The organism is Quatrionicoccus australiensis (assembly GCF_020510525.1).
In the GTDB taxonomy this organism is placed as follows: Bacteria; Pseudomonadota; Gammaproteobacteria; order Burkholderiales; family Rhodocyclaceae; genus Azonexus; species Azonexus australiensis_B.
Genome location: NZ_CP075188.1, coordinates 2,555,000 through 2,578,760 on the forward strand (window position 1 = coordinate 2,555,000; position 23,761 = coordinate 2,578,760).

General features: G+C 60.7%; 25 protein-coding genes. 8 read left to right on the top strand and 17 right to left on the bottom strand.

The window, feature by feature from the left end:
• The first annotated feature begins 3 nt into the window (after positions 1–3).
• The 7 genes from xdhC to KI612_RS12325 all read left to right on the top strand — a co-directional run bounded on the left by xdhC (position 4) and on the right by KI612_RS12325 (position 7,838).
• Positions 4–1,005 (top strand): xanthine dehydrogenase accessory protein XdhC, encoded by a 1,002-nt coding sequence (gene xdhC, locus KI612_RS12295; RefSeq protein WP_226440371.1) that lies wholly within the window; start codon positions 4–6, stop codon positions 1,003–1,005.
• Positions 1,006–1,242: 237 nt separating this feature from the next.
• Positions 1,243–2,790 carry an ABC transporter ATP-binding protein gene (locus KI612_RS12300; RefSeq protein ID WP_226440372.1) on the top strand — a complete coding sequence of 516 codons (1,548 nt, stop codon included), beginning with the start codon at positions 1,243–1,245 and terminating at the stop codon, positions 2,788–2,790.
• Positions 2,777–3,835: an ABC transporter permease gene (locus KI612_RS12305; RefSeq protein WP_226440373.1), complete on the top strand. Its 1,059-nt coding sequence runs from the start codon at positions 2,777–2,779 to the stop codon at positions 3,833–3,835. The genes KI612_RS12300 and KI612_RS12305 overlap by 14 nt, the downstream gene beginning before the upstream one ends.
• A gap of 18 nt (positions 3,836–3,853) precedes the next feature.
• On the top strand, positions 3,854–4,774 hold the full coding sequence (locus tag KI612_RS12310) for an ABC transporter permease (RefSeq protein WP_226440374.1): 921 nt from the start codon (positions 3,854–3,856) through the stop codon (positions 4,772–4,774).
• 7 nt (positions 4,775–4,781) lie between these two features.
• A complete protein-coding gene (locus KI612_RS12315) occupies positions 4,782–6,143 on the top strand; it encodes an 8-oxoguanine deaminase (RefSeq protein WP_226440375.1) in 1,362 nt (453 codons plus the stop codon).
• A gap of 6 nt (positions 6,144–6,149) precedes the next feature.
• Positions 6,150–7,478: a guanine deaminase gene (gene guaD / locus KI612_RS12320; RefSeq protein WP_226440376.1), complete on the top strand. Its 1,329-nt coding sequence runs from the start codon at positions 6,150–6,152 to the stop codon at positions 7,476–7,478.
• Positions 7,479–7,604: 126 nt separating this feature from the next.
• On the top strand, positions 7,605–7,838 hold the full coding sequence (locus KI612_RS12325) for a hypothetical protein (protein ID WP_226440377.1): 234 nt from the start codon (positions 7,605–7,607) through the stop codon (positions 7,836–7,838).
• Positions 7,839–7,922: 84 nt separating this feature from the next.
• On the opposite strand, the gene KI612_RS12330 is transcribed toward KI612_RS12325, so the two are convergent.
• The 9 genes from KI612_RS12330 to KI612_RS12370 all read right to left on the bottom strand — a co-directional run bounded on the left by KI612_RS12330 (position 7,923) and on the right by KI612_RS12370 (position 17,681).
• The gene (locus KI612_RS12330; RefSeq protein ID WP_226440378.1) at positions 7,923–8,846 is read right to left on the bottom strand and encodes an alpha/beta hydrolase; all 924 of its coding nucleotides are present in this window, start codon (positions 8,844–8,846) and stop codon (positions 7,923–7,925) included.
• A gap of 28 nt (positions 8,847–8,874) precedes the next feature.
• Complete coding sequence (locus tag KI612_RS12335) at positions 8,875–9,408, bottom strand: hypothetical protein (protein ID WP_226440379.1); 534 nt, start codon at positions 9,406–9,408, stop codon at positions 8,875–8,877.
• A 226-nt stretch (positions 9,409–9,634) separates the two neighbouring features.
• Positions 9,635–10,708: a hypothetical protein gene (locus KI612_RS12340; RefSeq protein WP_226440380.1), complete on the bottom strand. Its 1,074-nt coding sequence runs from the start codon at positions 10,706–10,708 to the stop codon at positions 9,635–9,637.
• A complete protein-coding gene (locus KI612_RS12345; RefSeq protein ID WP_226440381.1) occupies positions 10,705–11,043 on the bottom strand; it encodes a hypothetical protein in 339 nt (112 codons plus the stop codon). Before KI612_RS12345 ends, KI612_RS12340 begins: the two co-directional genes overlap by 4 nt.
• A complete protein-coding gene (locus KI612_RS12350) occupies positions 11,040–11,405 on the bottom strand; it encodes a hypothetical protein (protein ID WP_226440382.1) in 366 nt (121 codons plus the stop codon). Before KI612_RS12350 ends, KI612_RS12345 begins: the two co-directional genes overlap by 4 nt.
• 8 nt (positions 11,406–11,413) lie before the next feature.
• A complete protein-coding gene (locus tag KI612_RS12355; protein ID WP_226440383.1) occupies positions 11,414–13,252 on the bottom strand; it encodes a hypothetical protein in 1,839 nt (612 codons plus the stop codon).
• A 1-nt stretch (position 13,253) separates the two neighbouring features.
• Entirely contained in the window at positions 13,254–13,718 is a 465-nt protein-coding gene (locus KI612_RS12360) for a hypothetical protein (protein WP_226440384.1), read from the bottom strand.
• 2 nt (positions 13,719–13,720) lie between these two features.
• Positions 13,721–14,152, bottom strand: coding sequence for a hypothetical protein (locus tag KI612_RS12365; protein ID WP_226440385.1), 432 nt, complete (start codon positions 14,150–14,152; stop codon positions 13,721–13,723).
• A 1-nt stretch (position 14,153) separates the two neighbouring features.
• Complete coding sequence (locus tag KI612_RS12370; RefSeq protein ID WP_226440386.1) at positions 14,154–17,681, bottom strand: tape measure protein; 3,528 nt, start codon at positions 17,679–17,681, stop codon at positions 14,154–14,156.
• Here KI612_RS12370 and KI612_RS12375 point away from each other — a divergent pair.
• On the top strand, positions 17,680–17,838 hold the full coding sequence (locus tag KI612_RS12375; protein ID WP_226440387.1) for a hypothetical protein: 159 nt from the start codon (positions 17,680–17,682) through the stop codon (positions 17,836–17,838). The two genes, KI612_RS12370 and KI612_RS12375, sit on opposite strands and share 2 nt — an antisense overlap.
• Positions 17,839–17,941: 103 nt before the next feature.
• On the opposite strand, the gene KI612_RS12380 is transcribed toward KI612_RS12375, so the two are convergent.
• The 8 genes from KI612_RS12380 to KI612_RS12415 form a co-directional block, all read right to left on the bottom strand.
• A complete protein-coding gene (locus KI612_RS12380) occupies positions 17,942–18,262 on the bottom strand; it encodes a hypothetical protein (RefSeq protein WP_226440388.1) in 321 nt (106 codons plus the stop codon).
• A gap of 2 nt (positions 18,263–18,264) precedes the next feature.
• A complete protein-coding gene (locus tag KI612_RS12385) occupies positions 18,265–19,005 on the bottom strand; it encodes a phage tail tube protein (RefSeq protein WP_226440389.1) in 741 nt (246 codons plus the stop codon).
• A 137-nt stretch (positions 19,006–19,142) separates the two neighbouring features.
• Entirely contained in the window at positions 19,143–19,484 is a 342-nt protein-coding gene (locus KI612_RS12390) for a hypothetical protein (RefSeq protein WP_226440390.1), read from the bottom strand.
• Positions 19,485–19,596: 112 nt separating this feature from the next.
• Positions 19,597–21,627 carry a hypothetical protein gene (locus KI612_RS12395; protein ID WP_226440391.1) on the bottom strand — a complete coding sequence of 677 codons (2,031 nt, stop codon included), beginning with the start codon at positions 21,625–21,627 and terminating at the stop codon, positions 19,597–19,599.
• A gap of 2 nt (positions 21,628–21,629) precedes the next feature.
• Positions 21,630–22,073 carry a hypothetical protein gene (locus KI612_RS12400; RefSeq protein ID WP_226440392.1) on the bottom strand — a complete coding sequence of 148 codons (444 nt, stop codon included), beginning with the start codon at positions 22,071–22,073 and terminating at the stop codon, positions 21,630–21,632.
• A gap of 7 nt (positions 22,074–22,080) precedes the next feature.
• Entirely contained in the window at positions 22,081–22,551 is a 471-nt protein-coding gene (locus tag KI612_RS12405; protein WP_226440393.1) for a hypothetical protein, read from the bottom strand.
• Positions 22,548–23,105 (bottom strand): hypothetical protein, encoded by a 558-nt coding sequence (locus tag KI612_RS12410; protein ID WP_226440394.1) that lies wholly within the window; start codon positions 23,103–23,105, stop codon positions 22,548–22,550. The genes KI612_RS12405 and KI612_RS12410 overlap by 4 nt, the downstream gene beginning before the upstream one ends.
• Positions 23,098–23,751: a hypothetical protein gene (locus KI612_RS12415; protein ID WP_226440395.1), complete on the bottom strand. Its 654-nt coding sequence runs from the start codon at positions 23,749–23,751 to the stop codon at positions 23,098–23,100. The genes KI612_RS12410 and KI612_RS12415 overlap by 8 nt, the downstream gene beginning before the upstream one ends.
• Between the last annotated feature and the right edge of the window lie 10 nt (positions 23,752–23,761).

Below are 23,761 nucleotides of genomic sequence, written 5' to 3' on the forward strand. Positions count from 1 at the left end.
GCCATGGCCGCTGACTGGCTCGCCGCCCTGTGCACGCAACTGGCCGCCGGCCAGGATATCGTGCTGGTCACCGTTGCCGGTACGCAGGGTTCGGCGCCGCGCGAGGCCGGCGCGACGATGCTGGTCGGTGCCGACAGCACTATGCTGACCATAGGCGGCGGCCATCTCGAATGGCAGGCCATCGCCCAGGCCCGGCGCCGCCTGACGGCTGAGAACAGCCGCCCGCAAGTGCAGCGCTACAACCTCGGCGCCCGCCTCGGCCAGTGTTGCGGCGGCGTCGTCTGGCTGTTGTTCGAGAACATCGCGGCGAGCAGCCTGGCCGAATGGCAGGCGCGCCGGGATGCCGTCGAAGGCGGTGCCAGCCTGCAGCGCCGGCTCGATCACCGGGCCGCTGCGTCGAGCTGGACGCCGGATGGCGAACACGCCGTGACCAAACTGGTGGGCGGCCCGGAAGAATGGCAATTCAGCCAGAAAATAGCGGTCGACCGCTTCCCGGTGTGGATTTTCGGCGCCGGTCACGTCGCGCAAGCGCTGGTCCGCCAGTTGCAGCCGCTCGGCTGCGCGATCAGCTGGATAGACAGCCGCGACGAAGCCTTCGCCGACCTCGCCACCGACGGCATCGACACCCGCCTCACTGACACGCCGGAGAGCGAAGTCGCGCAGGCCCCGGCCGGCACTTTCTTCATCATCATGACGCACAGCCACACGCTGGATTTTGCGCTGTGCGAAGCGGTCTACCGCCGGCGCGACTTTGCCTACTTCGGCCTGATCGGCTCGCAGAGCAAACGCGCCTCCTTCGAGCACCGCCTGCTCGACCGCGGTCTGGCGCGCGAACGCCTGGAAGAACTGACCTGTCCGATCGGCATTGCCGGCATCGTCAGCAAACAACCCGCCGCCATCGCACTCGCCGTCGGCGCCGAAATCCTGCAGATACACCACGCCCGCCAACTGCTGACCCAGGCCGCCCGCCCACGCCTGTCCGCCAGCACCATCCAACCGGAGTAGATCCTTGAAACCTCAATTGACCGCTGATCCATCTCCGGGCTGCCGCGTGAATACAGGCTCCTGTGCCCCCGAGGTGATTTACTCGTGGAATGACAGCGCTACATGGCCGCTGGCACGCCTGGTCGAGCGCCCGGCTTTGTCACTCCTTCTTGCAGGCATGAGCCTGCTGCGGCGTCGCTTCGCGCCGGTCATCCCGCCCAAACGCACCATCAGCCACGTCCAATGGAGGTTTCAAGGATGATGCCCCCGCCCGATCCCCGCCTCCAGTTGCTGCACATCACCAAACGCTATCCCAGCGTGGTGGCCAATTCCGACGTCAGCCTGACGGTGATGCCGGGTGAAATCCACGCCATCCTCGGCGAGAACGGCGCCGGCAAGAGCACGCTGATGAAGATCATCTACGGCGCGGTCAAGGCCGACGACGGCGAGATGATGTGGGACGGCCGCCAGGTTGCCGTCGCCAACCCGGCGCAGGCGCGCAAGCTGGGCATCGGCATGGTTTTCCAGCATTTCTCGCTGTTCGAGACGCTGTCGGTGGTCGAGAACATCGCCCTGGTCCTCGACGAACCCTTCGACCTGCCGGCGCTGGCGGCGCGCGTCAAGGAGGTGTCGGAGCGCTACGGCCTGCCGCTTGACCCTTACCGCAGCGTGCATAGTCTGTCGGTCGGCGAACGCCAGCGCGTCGAGATCGTGCGCTGCCTGCTGCAGGACCCGAAACTCTTGATCCTCGACGAGCCGACCTCGGTGCTGACGCCGCAGGCCGTGCAGAAACTGTTCGAAACCCTGCGCCGGCTGGCTTCGGAAGGCGTCTCCATCCTCTACATCAGCCACAAGCTGCACGAAATCAAGTCGCTGTGCGACAGCGCCACCATCATGCGCGGCGGCAAGGTCACCGGCACCGCGATTCCGCGCGACGAAACGCCGGCCAGCTTGGCGCGCCTGATGATCGGGCGCGAGCTGCCGGTCTGTGCAGCGCCCATTTACCACGGTGAAAATCGGCCAATTCTCGAGGTCGACCGCCTGAGCCTCGTCTCCGACGATCCGTTCGGCACGACGCTGGAAAACATCTCGCTGACCGTGAACGCCGGCGAAATCCTCGGCATCGCCGGCATTTCCGGCAACGGTCAGGCCGAACTGCTGGCTGCGCTGTCCGGCGAAACGACCGGCCAGCGCGACGCGATCCGCCTCGAAGGCCAGGCCATCGGCCACCTCGATGCCGGCCAGCGGCGCGCCCATGGCCTGGTTTTCGTCCCGGAAGAGCGGCTCGGCCGCGGCGCCGTGCCGGCCCTGTCGCTGTCGCGCAATGCGCTGCTCACGGCGCACCGCCAGGGCATGAAGCAGTGGGGCCTGGTCAGCTACCGCAAGGCGAAGGAATTTGCCGAGCAGTGCATCGCCCGCTTCGACGTGCGCTGCGGCGGGCCGGGCTCGGCGGCACGCTCGCTGTCCGGCGGCAACTTGCAGAAATTCATCGTCGGCCGCGAAATCATGCTCGCCCCCAAGCTGATGATCGTCGCCCAGCCGACCTGGGGTGTCGATGTCGGCGCCGCCGCCTTCCTGCGCCAGACGCTGCTCGACCTGTCGCGCACCGGCGTCGCCATCCTGGTCATTTCGGAAGAACTCGAGGAATTGTTCGAGATCAGCGACCGCATCGCCGTGCTCGCTGCCGGCAAGCTTTCCGCCGCCCAGCCCAAGGCGGCGACCAATGCCGAATCAGTCGGTCTGCAGATGTCCGGCCTTTTCAAAGAAACCGCCCAGCCCACGGAGTCCGGCCATGCACCTGCTTGAACCCCGCGCCCAGCCGTCGCAGTTGATGCGCTGGACGGCGCCCCTGATCGCCATCGTCGCCACGCTGCTCGCCGGCTCCCTCCTGTTCTGGGCGCTCGACAAATCGCCCATCGCCTCCTTCCAGGTTTTCTTCATCGAACCGCTGACCACCAGCTACGGCTGGAGCGAACTGCTGATCAAGGCCTGCCCGCTGATCCTGATCGCCCAGGGCCTGGCCATCGGCTTCAAGGCGCGCATCTACAACATTGGCGCCGAAGGCCAGTTGATCGTCGGCGCCCTGTTCGGCGGCGGCGTCGCGATCTACTTCGACGGCAGCGATTCGGCCTGGGTGATTCCGGCCATGGTCGTCGCCGGCGCGCTCGGCGGCGCCTTGTGGGGCGCCCTGCCGGCGCTGCTCAAGACACGCTTCAACGCCGAGGAAACGCTGACCACGCTGATGCTGACCTACGTCGCCACCTTCATCCTCTCCTACATGGTCAACGGCCCCTGGCGCGACCCGGACGGGATGAACTTCCCGCAATCGATCATGTTCGGCGACAACGCGCTGTTCGGCATCCTGCTCGAAGGCTCGCGCGTCAATACCTCGGTCTTCATCACGCTGTTCGCGGTGCTCGCCTTCTGGCTGTTCAATGCCAGGAGTTTCCTGTCCTACCAGCTCGAAGTCGGTGGCCAGGCGCCGGCCGCCTCGCGCTACGCCGGCTTTTCGGCGAAGCAGACGGTGTGGTTCAGCCTGGTCATCTCCGGCCTGACCGCCGGTCTGGCCGGGGTCGGTGAAGTCGCCGGACCGGTCGGCCAGTTGAACCTCAATATCTCGCCGGGCTACGGTTTCGCGGCGATCATCGTCGCCTACCTTGGCCGCCTGCACGCGCTCGGCATCGTCCTCGCCGGCTGCCTGATGGCGCTGATCTACCTTGGCGGCGAAGCGGCCCAGGTCAGCCTGCAGATGCCGGCGGCGATTACCGGCATCTTCCAGGGCATGCTGCTCTTCTTCCTGCTCGGCGCCGATGCCTTCATCGACAACCGCCTGCGCAAACCCATCCGCTAGCCGACTGAGGAACCCACCATGATCGACAGCCTGATTCCCGTCCTCGCCGGCGCCATTGCCGCCGCCACCCCGCTGATCTTCGCCGGCCTCGGCGAACTGGTCGCCGAACGCACCGGCGTCATCAACCTCGGCGTCGAAGGCATGATGCTGACCGGCGCCATCGCCGGCTTCGCGCTCGCCGCCGAAACCGGCTACGGTGCCGCCGCCGGCCTGCCCGCCGGTGCCATCGCCGGCGCTGCGACGGCGATGATCTTCGCCTTCTTCGCCCTGTCGCTGGCCGCCAACCAGGCCGCCTGCGGCCTCGCCCTGACCATCTTCGGCATCGGCCTCTCCGCCTTCATCGGCCAGCACTACGTCAGCTACAGCCTGCCCGGCCTTCAACCCATCGCCATTCCGCTGCTCGCCGACATCCCGGTCATCGGACCTGTGCTGTTCAAGCAGGATGCCGTCGTCTATCTGTCCTTCATCGCCTTCGCCGTCGTCGCCTGGACCCTGGCCAAGACCCGCCTCGGCCTGCTGCTCAAGGCGGTCGGCGAATCGCCGGACGCGGCGCATGCGATCGGCTATCCGGTGCTCGGCATCCGCTACGGCGCGGTCGCCTTCGGCGGCGCCATGGCCGGCATCGCCGGCGCCTACCTGTCCACCGTCTATACGCCGCTGTGGGTCCAGAACATGAGTGCCGGGCGTGGCTGGATCGCCGTCGCGCTGGTCGTTTTCGCGACCTGGAAACCGACCCGCCTGCTGCTCGGCGCCTATCTGTTCGGCGCCGTCACCATCCTGCAGTTCCACGCGCAGGGTCTGGGCATCGACGTACCGGTGCAATTCCTCGCCGCGCTGCCGTATGCTGCAACCATCGTCGTGCTGGTCGTCATTTCGCGCGACCGCAAACTGCTCCAGCTCAACCTGCCGGCCTCGCTCGGCAAGCCTTTCCTGCCCTGAGTACTTGATGACCACGCTTTTACTGAAAGACGCCGACGTCCTCGTCACCATGGATGCCGCCCGCCGCGAAATTCCCGGCGGCGGCGTTTTCATCCGCGACGGCGTGATCGAGGCGGTCGGCAGCAGCGATCAACTGCCGGCCACTGCCGACCAGGTGATTTCGCTGGCCGGCACGGTTGCCCTGCCCGGCCTGGTCAACACGCACCACCACATGTACCAGAGCCTGACCCGCGCCATCCCCGGCGCCCAGGACGCCGAACTGTTCGGCTGGCTGCGCCGCCTGTACCCGATCTGGGCCGGGCTGACGCCGGAAATGATCAAAATTTCGACGTTGACCGCCATGGCCGAGCTGATCCTCTCCGGCTGCACGACCTCGAGCGATCATCTCTACCTCTACCCGAACGGCAGCCGCCTCGACGACTCGATTGAAGCCGCAGCCACCATCGGCATGCGCTTCCACGCGGCGCGCGGCAGCATGAGCGTCGGCGAAAGCCAGGGCGGCCTGCCGCCGGACCGGCTGGTCGAGAGCGAAGCGGCGATCCTGAAAGACACGCAGCGCCTGATCGAAACCTGGCACGACCCCAAGCGCCACGCCATGCAGCGCATCGTCGTCGCGCCTTGCTCGCCGTTTTCGGTCAGCCGCGAGCTGATGCGCGACGCCGCCGAGATGGCGCGCAGCTACGGGGTTTCGCTACATACCCACCTCGCCGAGAACGACAACGACGTCGCCTACAGCCGCGAAAAATTCGGCATGACGCCGGCCGAATACGCCGAATCGCTGGGCTGGGTCGGCCACGACGTCTGGCACGCCCACTGCGTTAAGCTCGACGCGCCGGGCATAGCTCTCTTTGCGCGCAGCGGCACTGGCGTCGCGCATTGCCCCTGCTCGAACATGCGCCTGGCTTCCGGCATTGCGCCGATCCCGGCAATGCGCGCAGCCGGCGTCAATGTCGGCCTCGGCGTCGATGGCTGCGCCTCGAACGACGCCGCCCACCTGCTCGGCGAAGCCCGCCAGGCGATGTTGCTCGCCCGCGTCGGCCATGGCCCGGCGGCAATGAACGCCCGTCAGGCGCTGGAACTCGCGACGCTGGGCGGCGCCAAGGTGCTCGGCCGCGACGACATCGGTGCTCTGGCGCCCGGCATGAGTGCCGACCTCGTCGCCTTCCCGACCGGCGGCCTCGATCTGGCCGGCGCCGCCGTGCATGACCCGGTCGCGGCGCTGGTTTTCTGCACGCCGCAGTCGGTGCGCCATTCCATCATCAACGGCAAGCCGGTCGTCGCTGACGGCCAGTTGCTGCCGCTCGACCTGCAACCGCTGGTCGCCACCCACAACCGCCTGGCCCGGCAGCTGGCCAACGGCAGCCACTGAAAAATCATGAGCACTCCGCAAATCTCCCGTTTCCAGCTTGTCCGCGGCCAGGTGCTGCATTTCCTCGCCGACCCCGGCGAACAGGACGACGCCGACAGCTACCAGTATTTTCGCGACGGCGCACTGTGGATCGTCGACGGCCATATCGCCGATCTCGGCCCCTGGGTCGGCGTCCAGGCCCGCGTTGCACCGGAGGATCTCGCTGCAGCCGAAGTCTTCAACTACGGCGACCGCCTGATCCTGCCCGGTCTGGTCGACACCCACTGCCATTACCCGCAATCCGGCATCATCGCCTCGTTCGGCCGGCAATTGCTTGACTGGCTGAACGACTACACCTTCCCGGCCGAAGCGGCCTTCAGCGACCCGGCGGTCGGCGCTGCCACCGCAGAATATTTCATCGAGCGCATGCTGGCGCACGGCACGACGACGGCCTCGGTGTTTTCGACAGTGCATCCGGAGTCGGTCGATGCCTTCATGGCCGCGGCGAAAAAGCGTGATTTACGGATGTTGACCGGTAAGGTCATGATGGACCGCAACGCCCCGGCCAACCTGATGGATACCGTCGCCGACGCCGAGCGCGACAGCCTGGCACTGATCGAGCGCTGGCATGGCAAGGGCCGCCTGCGCTACAGCATCACGCCGCGCTTCGCGCCGACTTCCAGCCCCGAGCAACTGGCGCTGGCCGGCGAGCTTTACAAGAGCAAGCCCGATCTGCACGTGCAGTCGCACCTCGCCGAAAACCCGGCGGAAATCGCCTGGGTCGGCCAGCTCTTTCCGCATTGCCGCGACTACCTCGACGTCTATCAGCATTACGGCCTGCTCGGCCCGCGCACGATCTACGGCCACTGCATCCACCTCGCGCCCGTCGAAATCGAGGAAATGGCCCGCTACGGCGCGGCGGCGGCTTTCTGCCCGACTTCCAACCTCTTCCTCGGCAGCGGCTTCTTCAACCATCCGGCGGCGGCCGATGCCGGCATCCGCGTCGGGCTGGCCACCGATGTCGGCGGCGGCACCTCGTTCAGCCTGATCCGCACGCTGGGCGAAGCCTACAAGGTGTCGCAACTGCACCAGCGCCCGCTGGCACCGCTGCGCGCCTGGTTCCTCGCCACGCTGGGCGGCGCCCAGGCGCTCTACCTCGATGAATTCATCGGCAATTTTGCCAGGGGCAAGGAAGCCGACTTCGTCGTCCTCGACCCGCGCGCCACGCCGGAACTGGCTTTCCGCCTCAAGGGCAGCGAACGCCTGGCCGAGAAGCTGTTCGCGTTGATGATCCTCGGCGACGAACGCTGCGTCGTCGCCACGCATGTCATGGGCAAGCCGGCCTTTCAACAGTAAGCCGGCTTTTACCGCGATGCTCCTGGTCAGCCGGTGCCATCGGTCGACGCTCCATTAATAACAAATTTGACAATTATAATAAAATCTATATATTGAACTCATGAACCCGCCAGAAGAGGCAACATCATGAGTGAACAGAATCTACAGTCGGCGCCCGCCGAACAGGGTGGCCCGCCCTATCCCGCGACCTTGCAGCGCCAGGCCCTGGTCCAGCCCATGCTCTGGATCAGCAATGCCGAGTTGTTGCGCCAGGCCAATGCGGCGGACGATCCGCTGGTCCAGGAACTGGCCGCGCGCTATGCCGCTGCCCTCGACTTTCTCCATAAGGACACGCTGCACTTCACCGACCAGGCGGCGTGATCGTTTTCCGCCGCCGCAGTTCGCCAGCGGAGCAAGCTTGAAAAATAGCGCGGGATGGCAAGCTGGCGTCCGGGCCGCCGGCGCTCAGCGCAGCCGGTGCGCCACTTCGCCGTCCAGGCTGGCCAGAAAGGTTTCGACCGCCGCCGTGTAAGCGCCCGGCATCCCCAGCTGAGTATTGATATCGCCGTGCGACAGATCCTGACGCAGCACTTCGGCACGCACGCCGAGTTGCCCGGCGCGCCCGGCGAACTGGCTGGCCTGGCCGCAGGACTCATCGCGCCGGCTGGAGCAGACGGCGAGCAGCGGCGCGGCACCGGCCGCCAGGTTCAGCGTCGGCGACATGCTGCGCCAATAGGCCGGATCAGTCCCGAAGGGCTTGTCGTAGAGGCGGTAGTGTTTCTGGCTCATGATCTCGACGACGTTCATCGCCGCACTGTCCAGCGCCACCGTGCCGAGCACCGGCTGCAGGTCCGGCGCGTAGGCCGGATGCGGCGTGGCGGCGAGCAGCGCGACGAGATGCGCCCCGGCCGAATGGCCCATCAGGATGAAACGCCGCGCATCGCCGCCCCATTCGCCTGCCTTGCGCTGTGCCGTCGCCACGGCCAGGGCCACGTCGCGCAACTGCACGTCGGGCGGCGCACTCGGCAGCATGCGGTAATTGGCCGAGATGAAGATGAAACCGCGACTGACCCAACGCGCCACCTTGGCGTCGACAACGCGGCCCATCGCCTTGTCGCCGACCGCCCAGGCACCGCCATGCACCATGAAGATCACCGGCGCATTCTGCGCATTCGGCGGCAGATAGACGTCGAAAGCCTGCGCCGGATCGCTGCCGTAGGCGATGTTCTCCAGGCGCTCGACACCGGCCGGCAGGGTGGAACCAGCCGCGCTGCTGCCTTGCTCCGCCCGCCGTTCACGCAGGCGATCAAGCAGCGGGCCGGCCAGGCTGGCTTCGCTCAGGCCGAGCAGCAGGGCCAGGCCGATGGCGCACAGGTGCAGTCGTTTCATCTCGCTCTCTCCTCTATCGCGGCCGATTTCAGCGAGCGCAGGGAATGCTGTTGCCGGCAGCATCGCTGCAGGTCCCGGTATGACTGACGCCCTCGCCCTTGGTATAGGTGGTGCTGCCCTGATACGTGTTGCCGTTGGCGCCCGTCGCACTGGTTGTCCGCTCGCCGCTGACGGCGCCGTCGGCCGTGCGGCTGACATTGCCCTGGCTTTGCACTGAGCCTTTTTCACCACTCGCTGCGAAGCCGCCCTGACGGCTGGCCGAACCGTCGGCATTATGCGTCACCTGGGCGGCACGCGCGCCGCTCGCCCCGTTCGGGCCGCGGAAGGCGCCACCGCTGGTCGAGGTCACATTGCCCTGGCCGTCGCCCTGGGTGCGCCGGCCGCGCAGGAAGCCGCCGCCATTCGGCCCGGCCCCACCGGCCAGGCGACCGGCGGTGGCGCCACCCTCGGCATTGGGCCGGATGAAACGTTCGCGTTCGCGGGCACTGGCCGCGCTCGGCATGGCGGCGCTCAGACAGAGGGCGACGATGGGCAGCAATTTGAAAAAATGTCGGGCATGCATGGCAGTCTCCTGGCAGGTTGAATGACGAAGAAAACACCGTTGGCGGTGCATGTGGCCAGTCTAGACAGGCCGCCCACCGGTCGACGCCGGCAATTGTCAGATTTTGTTAGGAAGCCGGCCGTTTGTAATGCCTTGTAATAAGTTGTAGCGCCGCGAGATAAATGGACACTCATAGCGAGATATTTGCACAGATGGATAATTTCGCTGTGTGCAATGAATTTTCGTTTCACCAAACCCAGTTACCTGCCCGCAAAAGCCCTGTTCTTGGATCGTTCACGTAGGGTGCGCCTTCGGCACCGAATGTCGTTGAATCCTTGACCACGTCGTTAGCTGGCGATATGAGAATCCGGCGCGACAACGACTGGTTTTGGGGGCTATATCTGACCATCACACCAATAGCGGGATCGACGGAAATTGCAAACGCCGGGTGAATGGCTTCTAAGCTTGTCCCGTTCTCTTCGTGCCCGTCAAAATTGATCATCCATTTCGGTGTGCCAGATACAACCGCTGTGTCGGCGTTAGTCATCAGATCGTAACGAACTGCCCCGACCCAAAGCCACCGTTTATATGTCGTCGTAGGGGCGGAATACTCTCTTGAGCCGCCTTCCCAAAAATCGACGCGCCCACCGTTCGCCAAGTACCTTGCGCCGATCCACATCTCGTTGGACGAAATGGCAACCGTGTCGACCACGTTGCGCTGACGATCGGCCTCAACGACACCGACAACAACAGGTGGAATCGTCGCGGTGCCGCCCGACACGGTTATCTCGATGGCGCGAATTACCGAGCCGAACGGAACAAGGGCATGCGTACCATCGGGAGATGGCCATACTTGACTGAAGTTGTTGTCGGCGGGGTGCGTAATATCGGCGAGCGTCAGTTTCGGGTCGTCTTTCACGTTGAGGCGACTACCCTTGATCCTCAACGTCGTCGAATTGAGATGTATCGGCTCCAGCACCCAAACCGTTAAATCAACCGTCCTGAATAGCCACGTATTAACGCCAATTGAAACATTGGAAAACGGGCTGTATTGCCGCCGTAGCCCGGCAAGGATTGCATCATTTTTCCAAACCATCCCGGCTTCTGTTTCCACCAGCGTAGCAGCGGGCGGAACCGGCTGATTTGCAAATCGAACTAGTACATGTGGTCGTGCCGTATCAATCTCGGTGCCATATGCAAGAGGCCTGACCCCCGCTTTGACTGGGCCAGTATCAAGGGTCAGCTGGCCGGCAGCATTCATGACGCCATGCCATGGGTTTCCGACTACCTTGATCTCATCCCATGGCGAAAAATCAATCACGGCTGATCCTTGAATACCATCTCAACGCTATTGTCTTTTGCGTCGGTCATGAAAATCTTTTTTAATGCCCGAACGCGCACAGCAAAAACCCCATCAGTGGTCGTCAAGGTCCGCTCTGGAAACCATTGCCGCTCGGCATAATCCGTCTCGGTCAGTGGTGAGTTTATGCCTTTGTTATTCTTCCCGCTGCCAGATCCGGGGGAGTCTAGAGACGATGAACGTTGGGCCGGAACATCGCCGCGTGGATTTGCGTCGGGCAACGAGTTATCTTGCCCATTCCGGCTACGTTTCATCAACTCATCGAGGGCCGCGGTCAGATCTTTACTACCGTTCATGCTTGATACTCTGCCAACGCGTTGGACTCAATTACTACCGATGCCGCCGCAACATCGGTACGTAAATAAACCGGAATCAAATTGCCGGGGCCACCATCTACCCTTGCACCGACAGCAACAGACTGCCCCCCCAAAAAAACGCCAGGCACGGCTGAAACATTGACGCTAGACGACACCGGGCCGGTAACTGAAATCGTTACATCGCCACCGTCCTCTGCCACGCAAAATCGTGACGCTTTCGGCGAGCCAAAATACACCAGCAAATCACGACCGTTACCCTCGTCATCAACCGTCATCACTACCCTGCCGCGCACTCGTGTCGTCAGACCCGGATCGAAGAAAAAACCAAAGCTCGCGTCCATCCAACCTCCTAAAAGTTGATCAAAAGCTCACCGGCCGCCAATTGAAAATTAACGGTCAACGGCACATCCACCGTCGCCGGATCACGATGTACCGCATAGATGGACGGCATGATGATTCTGAACTGCGGTGCAAAAGCTGGCTTTGTGTCGTCAAATTGAGGAGCTGTTGGGTCGACGTTGCAAAGGAAGCCCTGCAACGTATCCTCATTCGTCGCGGGCGTCATACCCATAATCGACCCAAGATGGTTGCCCAGCACCGGAAAATTCAGGGCATGCGCCACATCGCAAATAATGGAAGGCACCGTAAATGACGGTAGTGCCGTTGTATCCGCATTCCCCTGTGGGCACGCCAAGATAAAACTGGTTGTAGCTTCGCCAGACTCGAAGTCGAGCGAATCGACAAACTCGGTCAGCTGCCCGGTCGCAGAGACCTTGCGACCAACGATACTCAACACGTCAGAAATATCCCAGCGCGGATCAATAGGCCGCTCAAATTGGACGGTACGTTTCCGCAAACCCGCTGCAGCCAAACGCAGGGCACGGGCAGCAACGTAGCGCGCGGCAGAATTCAAAGGCGCGCCGGCCAGATCCGGATAATAGTCAACTGCACCGTTAGCCGGTGGCCACGGCTCTGGGAGTGCCTCATAGCCAGTGGGTGTGACCGTGGCGCTCGGCGCATTTGCAACGTACAAATCAACCGTGTTGTCGGATGACGGTACCTCTTCCCAAGCTGCCGCATCCCAAGTCGATTGAATAGCCTCGGAAATCGACTCATCTCGGTCGGAAAGGCCGCCCAGCGCGATCTCAAACGAAAGTTTGTAATCGACCTCCTGATACCACCGCTTGTACATCGTTGCAGACAGCGAAATACACGTCTTGTCTGCGTCACCGATGAGTAGCGCCGAAACCCCGCCACCAGACGTGGGAACAACATAGCCGCTCTCCGGCGTTCCCATCACAGGCTTGCCCTTGATGAACCATCCACTCAGCCCATTAAGCGCCGCCAACACCGTCGCCTTGCCAAGCCAAGAACCGAGGCCGTGAGCGTAATCGATATAACTGATAGCCTTCCATGACAGCGGCACTTCGACCGCATGTAATCGATTCACGCGCACTGTCAAGCTCGCTTTGATCGAAGACGGAATGTCCTTACGGGCCGGGAATGATGTTGCAAGAGACCCATCGAAAAAATCGGACAAGCCGAAAACCGCACGGGGAGCGCCACCCCCCCAACGGAACGACTTCCAAAACCCAGCCCCATTGATAAACACGGAACCCGGAACGGTCTCCAGAAGAGCGTCAAAATAGCCAACAGGGTCAGGCGTTGAATCCGACCAGGCGCAAAGCGCATCGCTCACCGTATGCAGGCCACCCAGCAGCGAATGAATAGCATCCCGGCCTGCCGCCTTGATGCGCTCCTGGTATCCATCCCGGCACGATATCGAGCACAGCATGTCGCTCTCGGAAAAATCGAAGCCTTCGACCACGCCAGTGAACCGGCGATAGGTGGCCGACAACGTCCCGCGAAACACCGTAATGTCAATCGTTACCGGCGCGTTGTCATAGGAAAAAAGCTCTGCCGAAGACAAAGGCGTGACATCGAAATGAGCCGTCCGAGCTGACTCCTCTGCAGCCGAAATTGTCAGTGAGCCGCTCAGTCGATCACTCACATCCACGCTACCGATCATCACCGATGCAGACCAGCAAACATAATGCGGCGAGGTATCAAACAGCGTCGGCTGGCCCACATGGGTATCCAGCGAAAACGCGGGCTGATGATAGACAACAGCAACCGGCGCAGCTTCGCCGGCGAAGGTTGGCGAGAATGCTGAAGAAAAAGCGCTCATATCACGGAGCTGCCGGCGCCTCGGCCGCAATGCTTACCCAAACCGTGAAATAAAGTTTCACTGTCACCGTAGGATCGACCGCAGCAAAAGAACCATCGGTGATCGAAACCTCCAATGTGCTGCCGACGATGCTGGGCGAAATCACCATGGCTGCAAGCGCCGTCGGCATGGGAGCCATTGACGGCACGGCAAAGTACTCCGCCACGCAACCATCGGCAATCGCTGCGGACGGCAAAGGCGTGACATCTGCGGAATACACGCCGACATCGACTCTTGTCGCGCCGGCAACCCCGCCGCGCCCGGAACTCAAAACGAAACCGGACGGATCGAAAGACAGCACCAACACCCCAACCGGGACCAATGAGCCGAGGTCGAAACAATGCACATCATTCCAGTCGTCCGTCTTCACATCAGCCGTGCTGGCTGTGTCATCAAAAGTAGCAACTTTTCTATGCTTCGTGAGCATGCTTACACCTCTTCACAATTCAGCTCCCATGTAGGATTTGCACCCGGATTAATGCGGGGCGGGCGAGACTTAACAGTCAGGATCGGATAGACCAGTCGGGTCTCAACACCATATTTATCGGTGATCGTCTTAACGGGCGCATCCGGCCGCATGACCCAGTTTTCCGGCAGGTCTTCACCTACGCGGAAAGACAGCGGCTGCACGCAATGAATCTCATACGGCAAGCGGTAATTGATACCGAGCAACGCGGGGAGAATCCAGCCTCCGGCACTGATGCTGGTTTTCCAGCGGCGCCAAGTCTCGGTTGAAAAAAGAGCACCATTCGCCATGCGCCGATCCGTCCCGGCAACGATGGGTTCGAAGGTCTGCTGAAAATCGAGACGGGACTCAACAGGGACCACAATGCCGGCGATAATCAAAGGTAAATGGCTCATGTCATCCCTTCCCAAACCGCAGGGCGGCGCGGTGAAGAACGGCGGCAACGTCGCTGGAGGTGTCCGAGGTCTTGCGCATCCGGACTTTTCCTAGCGCGCCCATATCCAGTACATCAGGTTGACCGCGGGCAGTTGAAGGGTTTGAAAGGCTCGGCACGCGCAAGCGATTCACAACGCTGCCACCCAACTGCCCACCCGTTGCATATTTCGGCAGGCTCATCGAGTTCAGCGCCGCCAGCGTGCCAGCGCCGTAATAGCGCACAGCAGCACGGCGAATCACCCACTCACCAGGCGTACCGCGATAAATCACATTGTCCGCCGTGTCGTGCGGGGCCCAGCCCGGCAGCTCGCCGCCGCTTGCCCGGGCCGGCAATGAGGAATCGTTCGCGGCTGGCGCGGTCGGCAAACCGGTTGCCTGAACCTTGACCGGGATCGTCACGTTTGCAAAGGCGTTTTGCACAGCCGAAATCGCCGCATCCAGCGAAGACTTCTCGATCTCCGGCTTGAGCTTGATTGCCGCGTTTGCATTCAGATCGGTGATCTGCTTTGCCAATGTATTCAGCGCCGTCGTCATCTCGCCATAGGACTTCAGCTGAATGGCCGCAGATGCCGCTGCAGCAGCGCGCTGCTCCTGCAAAATGGCCTCGGCCTGCGCGCCAATCTGCGTCAGATTATCGACACCCTCTGCGATCTGTGCCTTCTTATCGACACCTTCACCAGATGCCTGCCCGATCTGTTGCGCCAAGGACTTCTGCCGACTCAGTAGCTCCAGGGCGTAGTCACGCTGCCCGGCCGCCATAGCATCGGCAGTAGCCACCTGCAGCTGAGACAACTCCTCACGCAGGCTCTGCACCTGATCCTTCGGCGACATGCCAGTACGCTGCAGCGCCATGATCGCTGCTGAGGTATCGAGCCGATTCGTCGAGATCTTCTGGTCGAGCTGGATGACCTGCTGAGCATATTGCTTGTACGACGACAGCGCCTCAGCCGCCTTGCCCTGAATCGTCTTGTACAGCCCCTCAGCAATCGCAACGCGCTTTTGCGCAGTCTCGGCATCAACCTCCCGGTTCTGGCGAATCGCATCAGCCTCGGCCTGCTTGCCCGTTGCACGTACCGCCTTGACCTTCTCGGTCGTCTCCTTAGCCAGCTTCGTCTCAGCGTCGGCGAGCTGCTCCTTGCTCATCGTGCCTTTTGCGACTTCGGCCTCCCACTGAGAAATCTTCTCGCGGCCGCTCAATTGGATTGCAGATACCTCATCTCGAACAGAGGCCTGGGCATCCTTCAGCCCCTGTGCAATCAGCTCGTGCTTTCTGGTTGCCACCTTGTCGAGCGCAGCAACCTGCAACGCAGCTGCCTGCTGCGCGACCAGCACTTCGGCGTTGCGACTGTTCGTTTCAATACGGGATACGCCCACGCCATCGCCTTTGAGTTCAGCGGCAACCTTCGCTAACGCCGCGGCCTGGTTGAATTGCGCCAGCGCGATCTGTGCCGAGCTCGAGAACAAAGCCTGCGTACGCTGAGCGCGCGCCTCAAGGCCAGAAACGAGGCTGTTCAGCGCTTTCATTTCCGCCTGCATGCGCCCCTCGATCGCTACTTCCAGCGTCGACTGCAGCGTTGAATCCTTGGGGCTGGCCTTGAGCGCATCGCTGACCCGAGTTATCAGGCCGGTAAATTCGGCCGGCGTCTTGGCAGAAGAAAGCAAGGTGGCCAGCGCTGCCTTGACCTCCAGCGCGCTCGCCTTCAGCTTGTTGTTGTCACCCACCGCATTGGTGACAAAATCCTTGTACAGAGTCGAAAACGCATCGAGCTGCTTCTGCGTATCGATACCGATCAAACCACCGACGTCGATCTTCAGCTTATCCAGGCCGAGCAGCCCGCGCTCCTTGGTGTGGCTGTCGTTAAACTTCTTTTCCTTGGCTGCAAACTGATCGATAGCCTCATCCGCCAGTTTCAGATCAGCGGCCATCTTTTTGCCTTCCTCGCTGGCCCTGAAAATCGGGCTGGCCAGCTTGTCGCGTGCCTCGGCCGCTTTGTCTTTCAGCTCAGACAAAGCCTTTGCAGATTCCTCAACGCCGGACTTGCCAGAAAACTCGTTGAAGCGAGCAGCCATATCAGCAAGCGATTCATTGGTCTGATCAATCGCAGTTTTTGATTTTGCTTTGAAATGGTCCCAAACCTCGTAAGAAGCAACCAGTCCCGTGACAAGCAATCCAGGCCAGCCGCCAAAAAAACTCAATACGCCACTACCTACAGCTTTCAGGCCACCTAGCGCTTTAGAAAATAAAGTTGTTTTTTCTGCCGCCTCTGCAGCCTCCTTTGCCGCAGCAGCACCCCAGCCCGCAACAACAACATCTTGGCGAGCTGGACCAACCTTTGTTTGTGCAGCACGCCGCCGATCTGCAGCGGCAGCCTCATTTGTGGCGAGGGTATAAGCGTTTATCTCAGCGACCGCTTGAAGCTCAGATTCAGTTTTCCGAAGAATGGCTTGGCGCAACGCCAATTCGCCATCCATCTGTTTGGACAGTTCTCTTGTTGCCAATTTCGTGGCGGCAGCTTTGTCTCCTTGCGCAACAACATAAGCCATGAGCGCAGCCACCTGGCGGGCACCGAATGCAACTGCCGAGACGATAGCAATGTCAGTAAGCGCCGTGCCGATCGCCGGCAAATTCTTCGCCACCGTGTTAAGCAGGGTCGCCAGTCCGGATGTGGCGCCAGTCGCCTTGTCTACGCCGCTGACATACAGCTTTGTGCTCTCAGCGAGATTCGTCCAGGCCATACCAACGGTTTGAGGCAAACGGGCTGCTTCAGCTGCAAGCGCAGCCTGCTGGCTCTGCACGGCCTTGAATACTTGCTGACTTGTCAGTGCCCCCTGCGCCCCGAGATTCTTGAGTTCGCCGACCGTTACGCCAAGACCATCGGCAATCGCACGCGCCAGGCGGGGCGCGTTCTCCAGGATGCTATTGAGTTCTTCGCCCTGCAGTACGCCGGCACCCATCGCCTGACTAAACTGCAGCATCGCTGCAGCGCCTTCGACCGTTCCCGCATTGCTGATGCGCAGGGAGTTGTTGACTGCTTGCGTCAGCGCCAACACATCCTTCTGCGCGCCGCCCATTGCTTTGACTGGATCAGAAATCCGATTGATCAGCGCCACATTGGCGGCGACGGCCGTGCCCGCTTGAAAGGCGATATCCCGCACGCCGACCAGCGCCTGCTGATACTCGCGCCACGACGCACTCGACAGCTTCAGGCGTGCCTCAATACCTTTCAGTTCATCAGCAGCGCGCAGGGCATCTTTTGCCAGGGAAAGCAAAAATGCCCCACTGGCGGCACCGCCGGCCAGCGTCTGCAGGCGGGCCAGCTGCGTCGATATCGACTCAACGCCAGCCCGTGTCTTTCCGAATGTGCCTGATGAATCAGCCTGGCTCAGTGCAGCGCCAGAAGCCTGTGCCCGAGTCACGACTTGATTCAGCGCAGCAATGGCCCCATCATTGGAACCACTGATCACCAATTTCAAATTTAGGTCGGCCATGGCTTCTTTTGCTCAAATCCTGTTTTTTGTCGGCATCGGCGTGCTCGCCGCTGGCATTAAGTGGGGAATGGGCTGGGCGCTCGGAATCGGCTTTATTGCCCTGCTGATCCCTTGCGCCATCCCAGTCCTGCAGTTTCTCTTCCGGCCTTACCGCTGATTAGCTGCCTGCTCAGCCTCCGACATCGCGCTGGAAAACACTGACCACGGGTAATCCCAGGCATTTGCGTGACCCAACCTAACCAGGCAGGCCACGCTTTTTTCTAGCCCGGCGGTGCCGCGAGAATCTTGGTCCCGATGTCCACCATCTTCTCGCGCATCGCGAAAAAAGCGACGTTGATCTCCTTTGCAGCTGTGATGACCAGGTCAAGTTCGGCGGGCGTCAATTCTTCGATTTCGCCATTAGTCAGATCGCTCAAAATGAGCAGGTCAGAAATCGAAATATCAGCGATCAACATCGAGTCGACCAGATCACCAGGCTGGACCTTGGCAGCCAACCAGGAGCGAATTTCCCCAACTGTCAGCTCGCGCACGATGACCTTATTCTCACGGCCGGGGATAGCCACTTCACGCAGGACACGCATGATCAGTAGCCGGTGGTGATGTTGGTGTACTGGCTGATGCCGACGCCGGTCTTCGATTCGTCCTTCAGCAACTGACCTTCCAGCGTCAGCGACACGAAATCGTCACCGATGTGCTCCAGCGACTTCGCGGGCTGAAATTTGACCCGGTAGAAATCCGGCGCCTGCGTTTCGCCAGACACCTCATCAATGCCGTCCAGAAAAATATGGTGCTCGCGAGTCAAGTCGACAAGCGCCTCGACGCGATGGCCAGCCTTACCTGCGTAAGAAATTTTCAGGGATTCGTCAGCCTCGATGCCACCGCCTTCAAGCGTAATGATGCCGGCGCGCTTGCGGATGTAATCGACCCCTTCGACATAGGCCGCACCAGCCAAAGCAGGCTTTACGGTGAGCGCAGCACTCGTATCTTGCGGCTTATTGAGCACCGTCAGGCAACCGAGTTTTGCCGTGTGAACTTCATCGACTACGGCAACTGCCGCAATCGCAGTAGAGGAACCACCCAGGGCCAGCGCAAGATTTGCGACACTGACCTTTTTGAGCTCAAGCGTCAGCTTCGCCGCCTTTACCCGAGAGTACGACTCCTGGTTACCACCACCCGGATTTTCGTAGTCGGGAACACTCTTTTCTTCGAGTTCGACAGAATAGGTACATTTCGCCGCGTTGCCGAAAGCAACAAGTTCCAGCGGCGTCTTGAAATCAGCACCATAAACAGTGCCCTTGAAAATGCGATGCTGGGAAGTAGACATAAAAAACTCCGGAAGTTGTTGATGGATTCATCAAGTGACAACCGGAGTTTTTCATGCGAGGCGGCGCCCGGTGAGGATGACGGGCGTCGGTGCCGAGCTAGGCGAGATCAGGAAATAAACAGCTGTGATGACCTACATCAAATGCAATCGGACTGCGCTGCGTCATCAACGTAGCACTCAACATTCGCGCAGAACGCGGTCACGTCATCGAGAGTCGGCACAGGGAGATCAGACCAGCGAGCGGCGTAATCAGCAGCAACCACCGCATGCAGTTCACTGGGGATCATGAGCAGCATCGCGGCGTTGCGTGCAAAGTCTGCTGTGCACGGCGTCGAGTAGCGCGCCTTTGTGCCATCTTCGTTGCGCTGCTGAAAGGCTTCGTACCCGCCGACATCCGGATCAAGGGCGCGGCTGATCCGTTTGGCAGTTTCGAGCTGCTCAATGCTGACTGTCATGGTTATCGTGTGGTCGTAGATCATTCTTGTCCTTTCTGGCAGCAGTTCGTGCACCGGGTCGCTTTGACGATTGCGAATGCGAGCAACATCCCAAGCGCGGGGAGCAGGAATACGGCGGCTATGCAGTAGCGGGTCATCAGAAGCGCCCCGCTGCGTAGCCGCTGAGAGCGTTGATCATGCGTTCGAAGATCAGGAGTTGCGCGTCAGAAACGGTGCCTTTGATGACCACTCCAGAATAAATCTTTCCGTTCCATTTATCCCAGCCTTGGCCGCCACCAATGGCTAGACCAACAGAGCCACCTAATTCCGTTGTGTTTGAATCTGACGCGACGACAGAACCATTCTTTCTAACCTTTCTTCCCGATACCCCCTTGCTACCAGTAATCACATACGGTGTGCCGGCGCTTACCAAACCCCCAACAGATACAAGGTCATTGGAGAATTGACCAAAACCTATACCGCCTCCAGAAGTTACACCAATAAACGGAGCCATGTTAAGCGATGCAGCGGTACCAGAAAACGCTAAACTGGTCGCGGCTATCGTATTAACAGAGCCGCACACAGAAAACGTATAGCTACTGTTTGAGAGGTCAATTGGGGTAGAAAGATTGTCATACACACCATCAAACGCCCAAGAATATGCACCAACGTTGCTCGATGCCGGCGCAGTAGTCGTGAGAGGGATACCACCGGCAGCGAGGATTTGTTCAGCGGTGTAGGTGCCTTGGAAGAGGGCTGCACCACTTACTGTGACTTGACAAGCCGTTCCGACACTGCGAACCAAAACCCCAAGTTGCGTTATTGCCCCAACAGTGAAAGAAGTCGCGTAAATGGTAGGAGTTGATGACAGCGTTATCAGCGTCTCGGTTCCGTTATAAGATCCACCATTTTCTTCAAGCCTCAACCTGATCTGAGTGCCGGGTGGCCCACTGATCTGTACGCCTGCTGTGTAAGCTAACCCGGTTGTTAGCCCTGAAACGTAATGATACAGCGTGCTGTTTGTCGCAGATGTAACGCTTGCCGTCGTCGCTGAATCCTTGGATGCGCCGCTTGAAACAAACCAAGCCGCATTGCTCAGATCATTGCTATACGTCAGCAGATTAACAATCCCACGCCGCAACGGAGGCTTGTTGCCGGTAGTTGCCTGAGTGGCGTGGGTGCCAGTTACTTCTTGCCAAGTAATTGACTCAATCGAGATGGCTGTCGCTGATGCAGAGACAATGCTGATCGCGCCTACCGGCGACGGCGTACTATTTTGCGTGACGTAAACTGTTGTTGTCGTTACGGCTGCAATCAACGACACAGTCTCCCGAGCTGCGAAGTCAATCTTGTTAGTAACCCCGAGATAAACAATACCGTTACCGCTCGCCCTGAGCGTGCACTTATACGTCTTACCGGCGCAATGCTCACTTGTTCCTTCCTGGATGATCTCCTCATTTGGGCCGGAGAATGTAAGCGTCGTTGCTGATGTAACATTGCAGCCCGCGCTTTGAAACCAAGCTGCCGATTGTAGGTTCAGCGGACCCGCAGGAGACAAGTCACTCCCAACACTCCCCGCACCATCCAGCACCAGACCGACAAGTCCATCGACAGATGCGTGCGTAGTGCCAATGGAGTCGAAATAGTTACCGGCAGTAATGCCGCTTATCGTGTTGGTGTAGCCGAGGATTTCTTTGACGGTAATTGACTCGACCGAGCCATAGAACCCGGCCGCGTGGCAGGCAATCTCAATCAGCGACGAGTCGGCTGGCGTCGTTAGAATATCCGTGTACGTGCCCGGCCCAGTCCTGACTGCGCCGCTTTGCGCATCCGGATACGTGCCGATTTGCACATAAACCCCCCCTGACACACAAGACGAGACGACCATTGTTACTTCGTAAACTCTGCCCTTTACCGCTGCTATTGGACGATTAATAGACGACCAAGCGGAGAGTGACGTAGCCACCGCATTACCGCCGCTTACCAGCCACCCTCCGAGCGCCCACCCCTCGGATGAGCCGAAGTCACCGTTCACAACCAACTCTGGCCCAAGGATCGGAATCCCCGGCCCCGGCAGGTAAAGGTGCGCATTCGCTCCGAACTTGCGAAGCTCGGCGAGGCCGCGAGCGATATCATTCAGCCGATCACTACTCCGACCACGCTTCAAGATCCTATCAAGCGCGCCCATGGTTACGGCTTGTCGAAATAGACGACCTGCACCTTCGTGCCAGCAGTGCGGGCGATCAGCTTGACGTTGGCCAGCGACGTGTCGACGTAGTAGATCACCCCGTCGTCAATGCGGGTTCCAACAGTTGCAGATGGTGCAGATGCGCCGTCCAGCGTGACGCTGACGGCGCTGCCATCGGCCTGGATCGCAGCAGCGACGGCGCCGACGGGAACCGTAAGCGTCGACACCGCGCCGGCAGTGACATTGAGCGTCTGCCGGCCGACGCAAGCGCGGGCAGTGCCGACCACCCCAACCGCCGCTGCGCGCAGCTGGGCATCAGTCAGCGGCCCGGAGACGGCGAGAGCGACAGCAGCGTCGAGGCGCATGCATACGCGACCGGCCGCATCAACCATGAAGGGCAGGAAGATAGTGTCAGAGCCTTCTTTTTTGCCATGCGGAATTTCCATATCGTCCTCAATCCCAAGGTTTAACGGACAGCTCGGCCGTCCGGGTTGTAAATTTCAGCTTCGCGGCATGACACAGCACACCGCAAAACATCACCGGCCCGCTGTCGGCGAGATCTGGGATGCTGTTTGATTTGTCGCGGGGGTACAGCAAAACCTTGCCCAGTGTTGGGTCAGCCCGGAAGGCGTCGAGGATGTCGTCGATCAAATCATCGAACGCAAGCTCGGACGCGACCGCATCCTGGATCGCCTTGAACCCGCGAATTTCCCAATCCGTCAGCACCTCGGCATTGACGGCATCTTCTTTCCGACCAACCCGGCGGATGTGCCATCCAAGCAGGTTTTCATCGGTGGCGTACAGTTCGCGAAAAGCCTTTTCATTCGCTGCGGCCCGCTCATACTCGAAAACATTACCGATGCCGGCGACGCTCAGCAGCTTTGCCGCAATCGCGCGGCGGATCTCTCGATTTTCGCGGCTCATGCCATACCGCCAATTCTCTTCACGATGCGGTCGACCGCCTGTTCAAACTGATAAATCACCTGACCGCGGTTGGCGATGAAAGCATCGCGGAACATGAAAGCCCCCTTCGACCCCTTGGTGCGAATCTTCCAGGCGATCGCATGTGCGGCCGACAGCGCCGCCTCTTCAATTCCCTTCGTTTTCAGCGGTCGACCGGTCTTCAGCGATACCGCTTGCCCGAGCGGCAGCGTGCGCTTTGCCCACTCAGCAAGCTGCAGGATGCCCTCTTCAGATACCGGGTGCGGCCGGGAGCCAAGCTCAACCGGTGTCGCATAGTTCAACGAAGTGCCGACAACGCCCAGGAAGCCGCTTTCATTCACGGTAGCGTTGCCGATGATGCTCGAGCGCAGATGCCCCTGGCTGGCCGGCGTGCGGTCGACGATCTCGCTGGTCATGTGCGGCAGTACGATCGCGAAGAAGCGGTCGAGCTCATCCATCACAATCTGGGGCGCCAGTGCGAGTGCCCGGGTAACCTCACCGAGGCGCGGCAAGGAGAGTGCGTAGTGGTCAGCCATGACGATAAATGCCCGAGGTGAGGCGGGCGCGGCTCGGCCATGCCACGGTTGTTCCTGCTGCCTGAGTACTTGCACCGCTGCCGATCCCGAGCGCCTCGGTGTAGCGCGCCTTCAAGCCACGGGCACGCGATGCGTACTCCTGGGACTTCGTGCGGCGGTCGGTCGAGTCAGCCATGATCGTGCTGTCGCCGTCATTGATCGCTGCAGCAGACAACTGCTCGAGCAACAGCGCGGCCGCATAGGCGGCAACCGCCTCCCGGTTGGATCCCGGGATCGTATCAACGACCCCCGAAACCACATGCGGCACGGTAAAGGTCAAGCGGCACTCAACGCCTGACGACAACACATCGCCGATCCGCAGCAGATCGCCGGATGGCGCCGTATAAATCGAGCCGGGCAAATAGCACGCCGGATATTCGCCCACTGGATGTTCAACCGAGACCAGCTCGGATTCAGTCGCCCACGAAGCCGGCAGCGGCAACGTATCACCGCCGGCACTCACCACATCTTCAACCTTGGTGCGAGGGCGGTCCTGGTCATAGCGCTGCGTGGCCAGACTGATTGCAGTTTCGATGTCATCAGCCGACAGGCGAGTCGTCTCATCACGGACAAACCCTTCGACCAGCTTTTTCATGTCAGCCAGCATCGACTGCTCC

What these genes read in the sequence shown, in the direction of transcription:
- KI612_RS12375 (WP_226440387.1), top strand. Translation starts at nt 17,680, where the DNA reads ATGGCTTCTTTTGCTCAAATCCTGTTTTTTGTCGGCATCGGCGTGCTC.
- KI612_RS12350 (WP_226440382.1), bottom strand. Translation starts at nt 11,405, where the DNA reads ATGGACGCGAGCTTTGGTTTTTTCTTCGATCCGGGTCTGACGACACGA.
- KI612_RS12405 (WP_226440393.1), bottom strand. Translation starts at nt 22,551, where the DNA reads ATGAGCCGCGAAAATCGAGAGATCCGCCGCGCGATTGCGGCAAAGCTG.
- KI612_RS12300 (WP_226440372.1), top strand. Translation starts at nt 1,243, where the DNA reads ATGATGCCCCCGCCCGATCCCCGCCTCCAGTTGCTGCACATCACCAAA.
- KI612_RS12315 (WP_226440375.1), top strand. Translation starts at nt 4,782, where the DNA reads ATGACCACGCTTTTACTGAAAGACGCCGACGTCCTCGTCACCATGGAT.
- KI612_RS12380 (WP_226440388.1), bottom strand. Translation starts at nt 18,262, where the DNA reads ATGCGTGTCCTGCGTGAAGTGGCTATCCCCGGCCGTGAGAATAAGGTC.
- KI612_RS12415 (WP_226440395.1), bottom strand. Translation starts at nt 23,751, where the DNA reads ATGCTGGCTGACATGAAAAAGCTGGTCGAAGGGTTTGTCCGTGATGAG.
- guaD (WP_226440376.1), top strand. Translation starts at nt 6,150, where the DNA reads ATGAGCACTCCGCAAATCTCCCGTTTCCAGCTTGTCCGCGGCCAGGTG.
- KI612_RS12365 (WP_226440385.1), bottom strand. Translation starts at nt 14,152, where the DNA reads ATGAGCCATTTACCTTTGATTATCGCCGGCATTGTGGTCCCTGTTGAG.
- KI612_RS12305 (WP_226440373.1), top strand. Translation starts at nt 2,777, where the DNA reads ATGCACCTGCTTGAACCCCGCGCCCAGCCGTCGCAGTTGATGCGCTGG.
- KI612_RS12360 (WP_226440384.1), bottom strand. Translation starts at nt 13,718, where the DNA reads ATGCTCACGAAGCATAGAAAAGTTGCTACTTTTGATGACACAGCCAGC.
- xdhC (WP_226440371.1), top strand. Translation starts at nt 4, where the DNA reads ATGGCCGCTGACTGGCTCGCCGCCCTGTGCACGCAACTGGCCGCCGGC.
- KI612_RS12330 (WP_226440378.1), bottom strand. Translation starts at nt 8,846, where the DNA reads ATGAAACGACTGCACCTGTGCGCCATCGGCCTGGCCCTGCTGCTCGGC.
- KI612_RS12370 (WP_226440386.1), bottom strand. Translation starts at nt 17,681, where the DNA reads ATGGCCGACCTAAATTTGAAATTGGTGATCAGTGGTTCCAATGATGGG.
- KI612_RS12390 (WP_226440390.1), bottom strand. Translation starts at nt 19,484, where the DNA reads ATGATCTACGACCACACGATAACCATGACAGTCAGCATTGAGCAGCTC.
- KI612_RS12355 (WP_226440383.1), bottom strand. Translation starts at nt 13,252, where the DNA reads ATGAGCGCTTTTTCTTCAGCATTCTCGCCAACCTTCGCCGGCGAAGCT.
- KI612_RS12410 (WP_226440394.1), bottom strand. Translation starts at nt 23,105, where the DNA reads ATGGCTGACCACTACGCACTCTCCTTGCCGCGCCTCGGTGAGGTTACC.
- KI612_RS12400 (WP_226440392.1), bottom strand. Translation starts at nt 22,073, where the DNA reads ATGGAAATTCCGCATGGCAAAAAAGAAGGCTCTGACACTATCTTCCTG.
- KI612_RS12325 (WP_226440377.1), top strand. Translation starts at nt 7,605, where the DNA reads ATGAGTGAACAGAATCTACAGTCGGCGCCCGCCGAACAGGGTGGCCCG.
- KI612_RS12395 (WP_226440391.1), bottom strand. Translation starts at nt 21,627, where the DNA reads ATGGGCGCGCTTGATAGGATCTTGAAGCGTGGTCGGAGTAGTGATCGG.
- KI612_RS12385 (WP_226440389.1), bottom strand. Translation starts at nt 19,005, where the DNA reads ATGTCTACTTCCCAGCATCGCATTTTCAAGGGCACTGTTTATGGTGCT.
- KI612_RS12310 (WP_226440374.1), top strand. Translation starts at nt 3,854, where the DNA reads ATGATCGACAGCCTGATTCCCGTCCTCGCCGGCGCCATTGCCGCCGCC.
- KI612_RS12335 (WP_226440379.1), bottom strand. Translation starts at nt 9,408, where the DNA reads ATGCATGCCCGACATTTTTTCAAATTGCTGCCCATCGTCGCCCTCTGT.
- KI612_RS12345 (WP_226440381.1), bottom strand. Translation starts at nt 11,043, where the DNA reads ATGAACGGTAGTAAAGATCTGACCGCGGCCCTCGATGAGTTGATGAAA.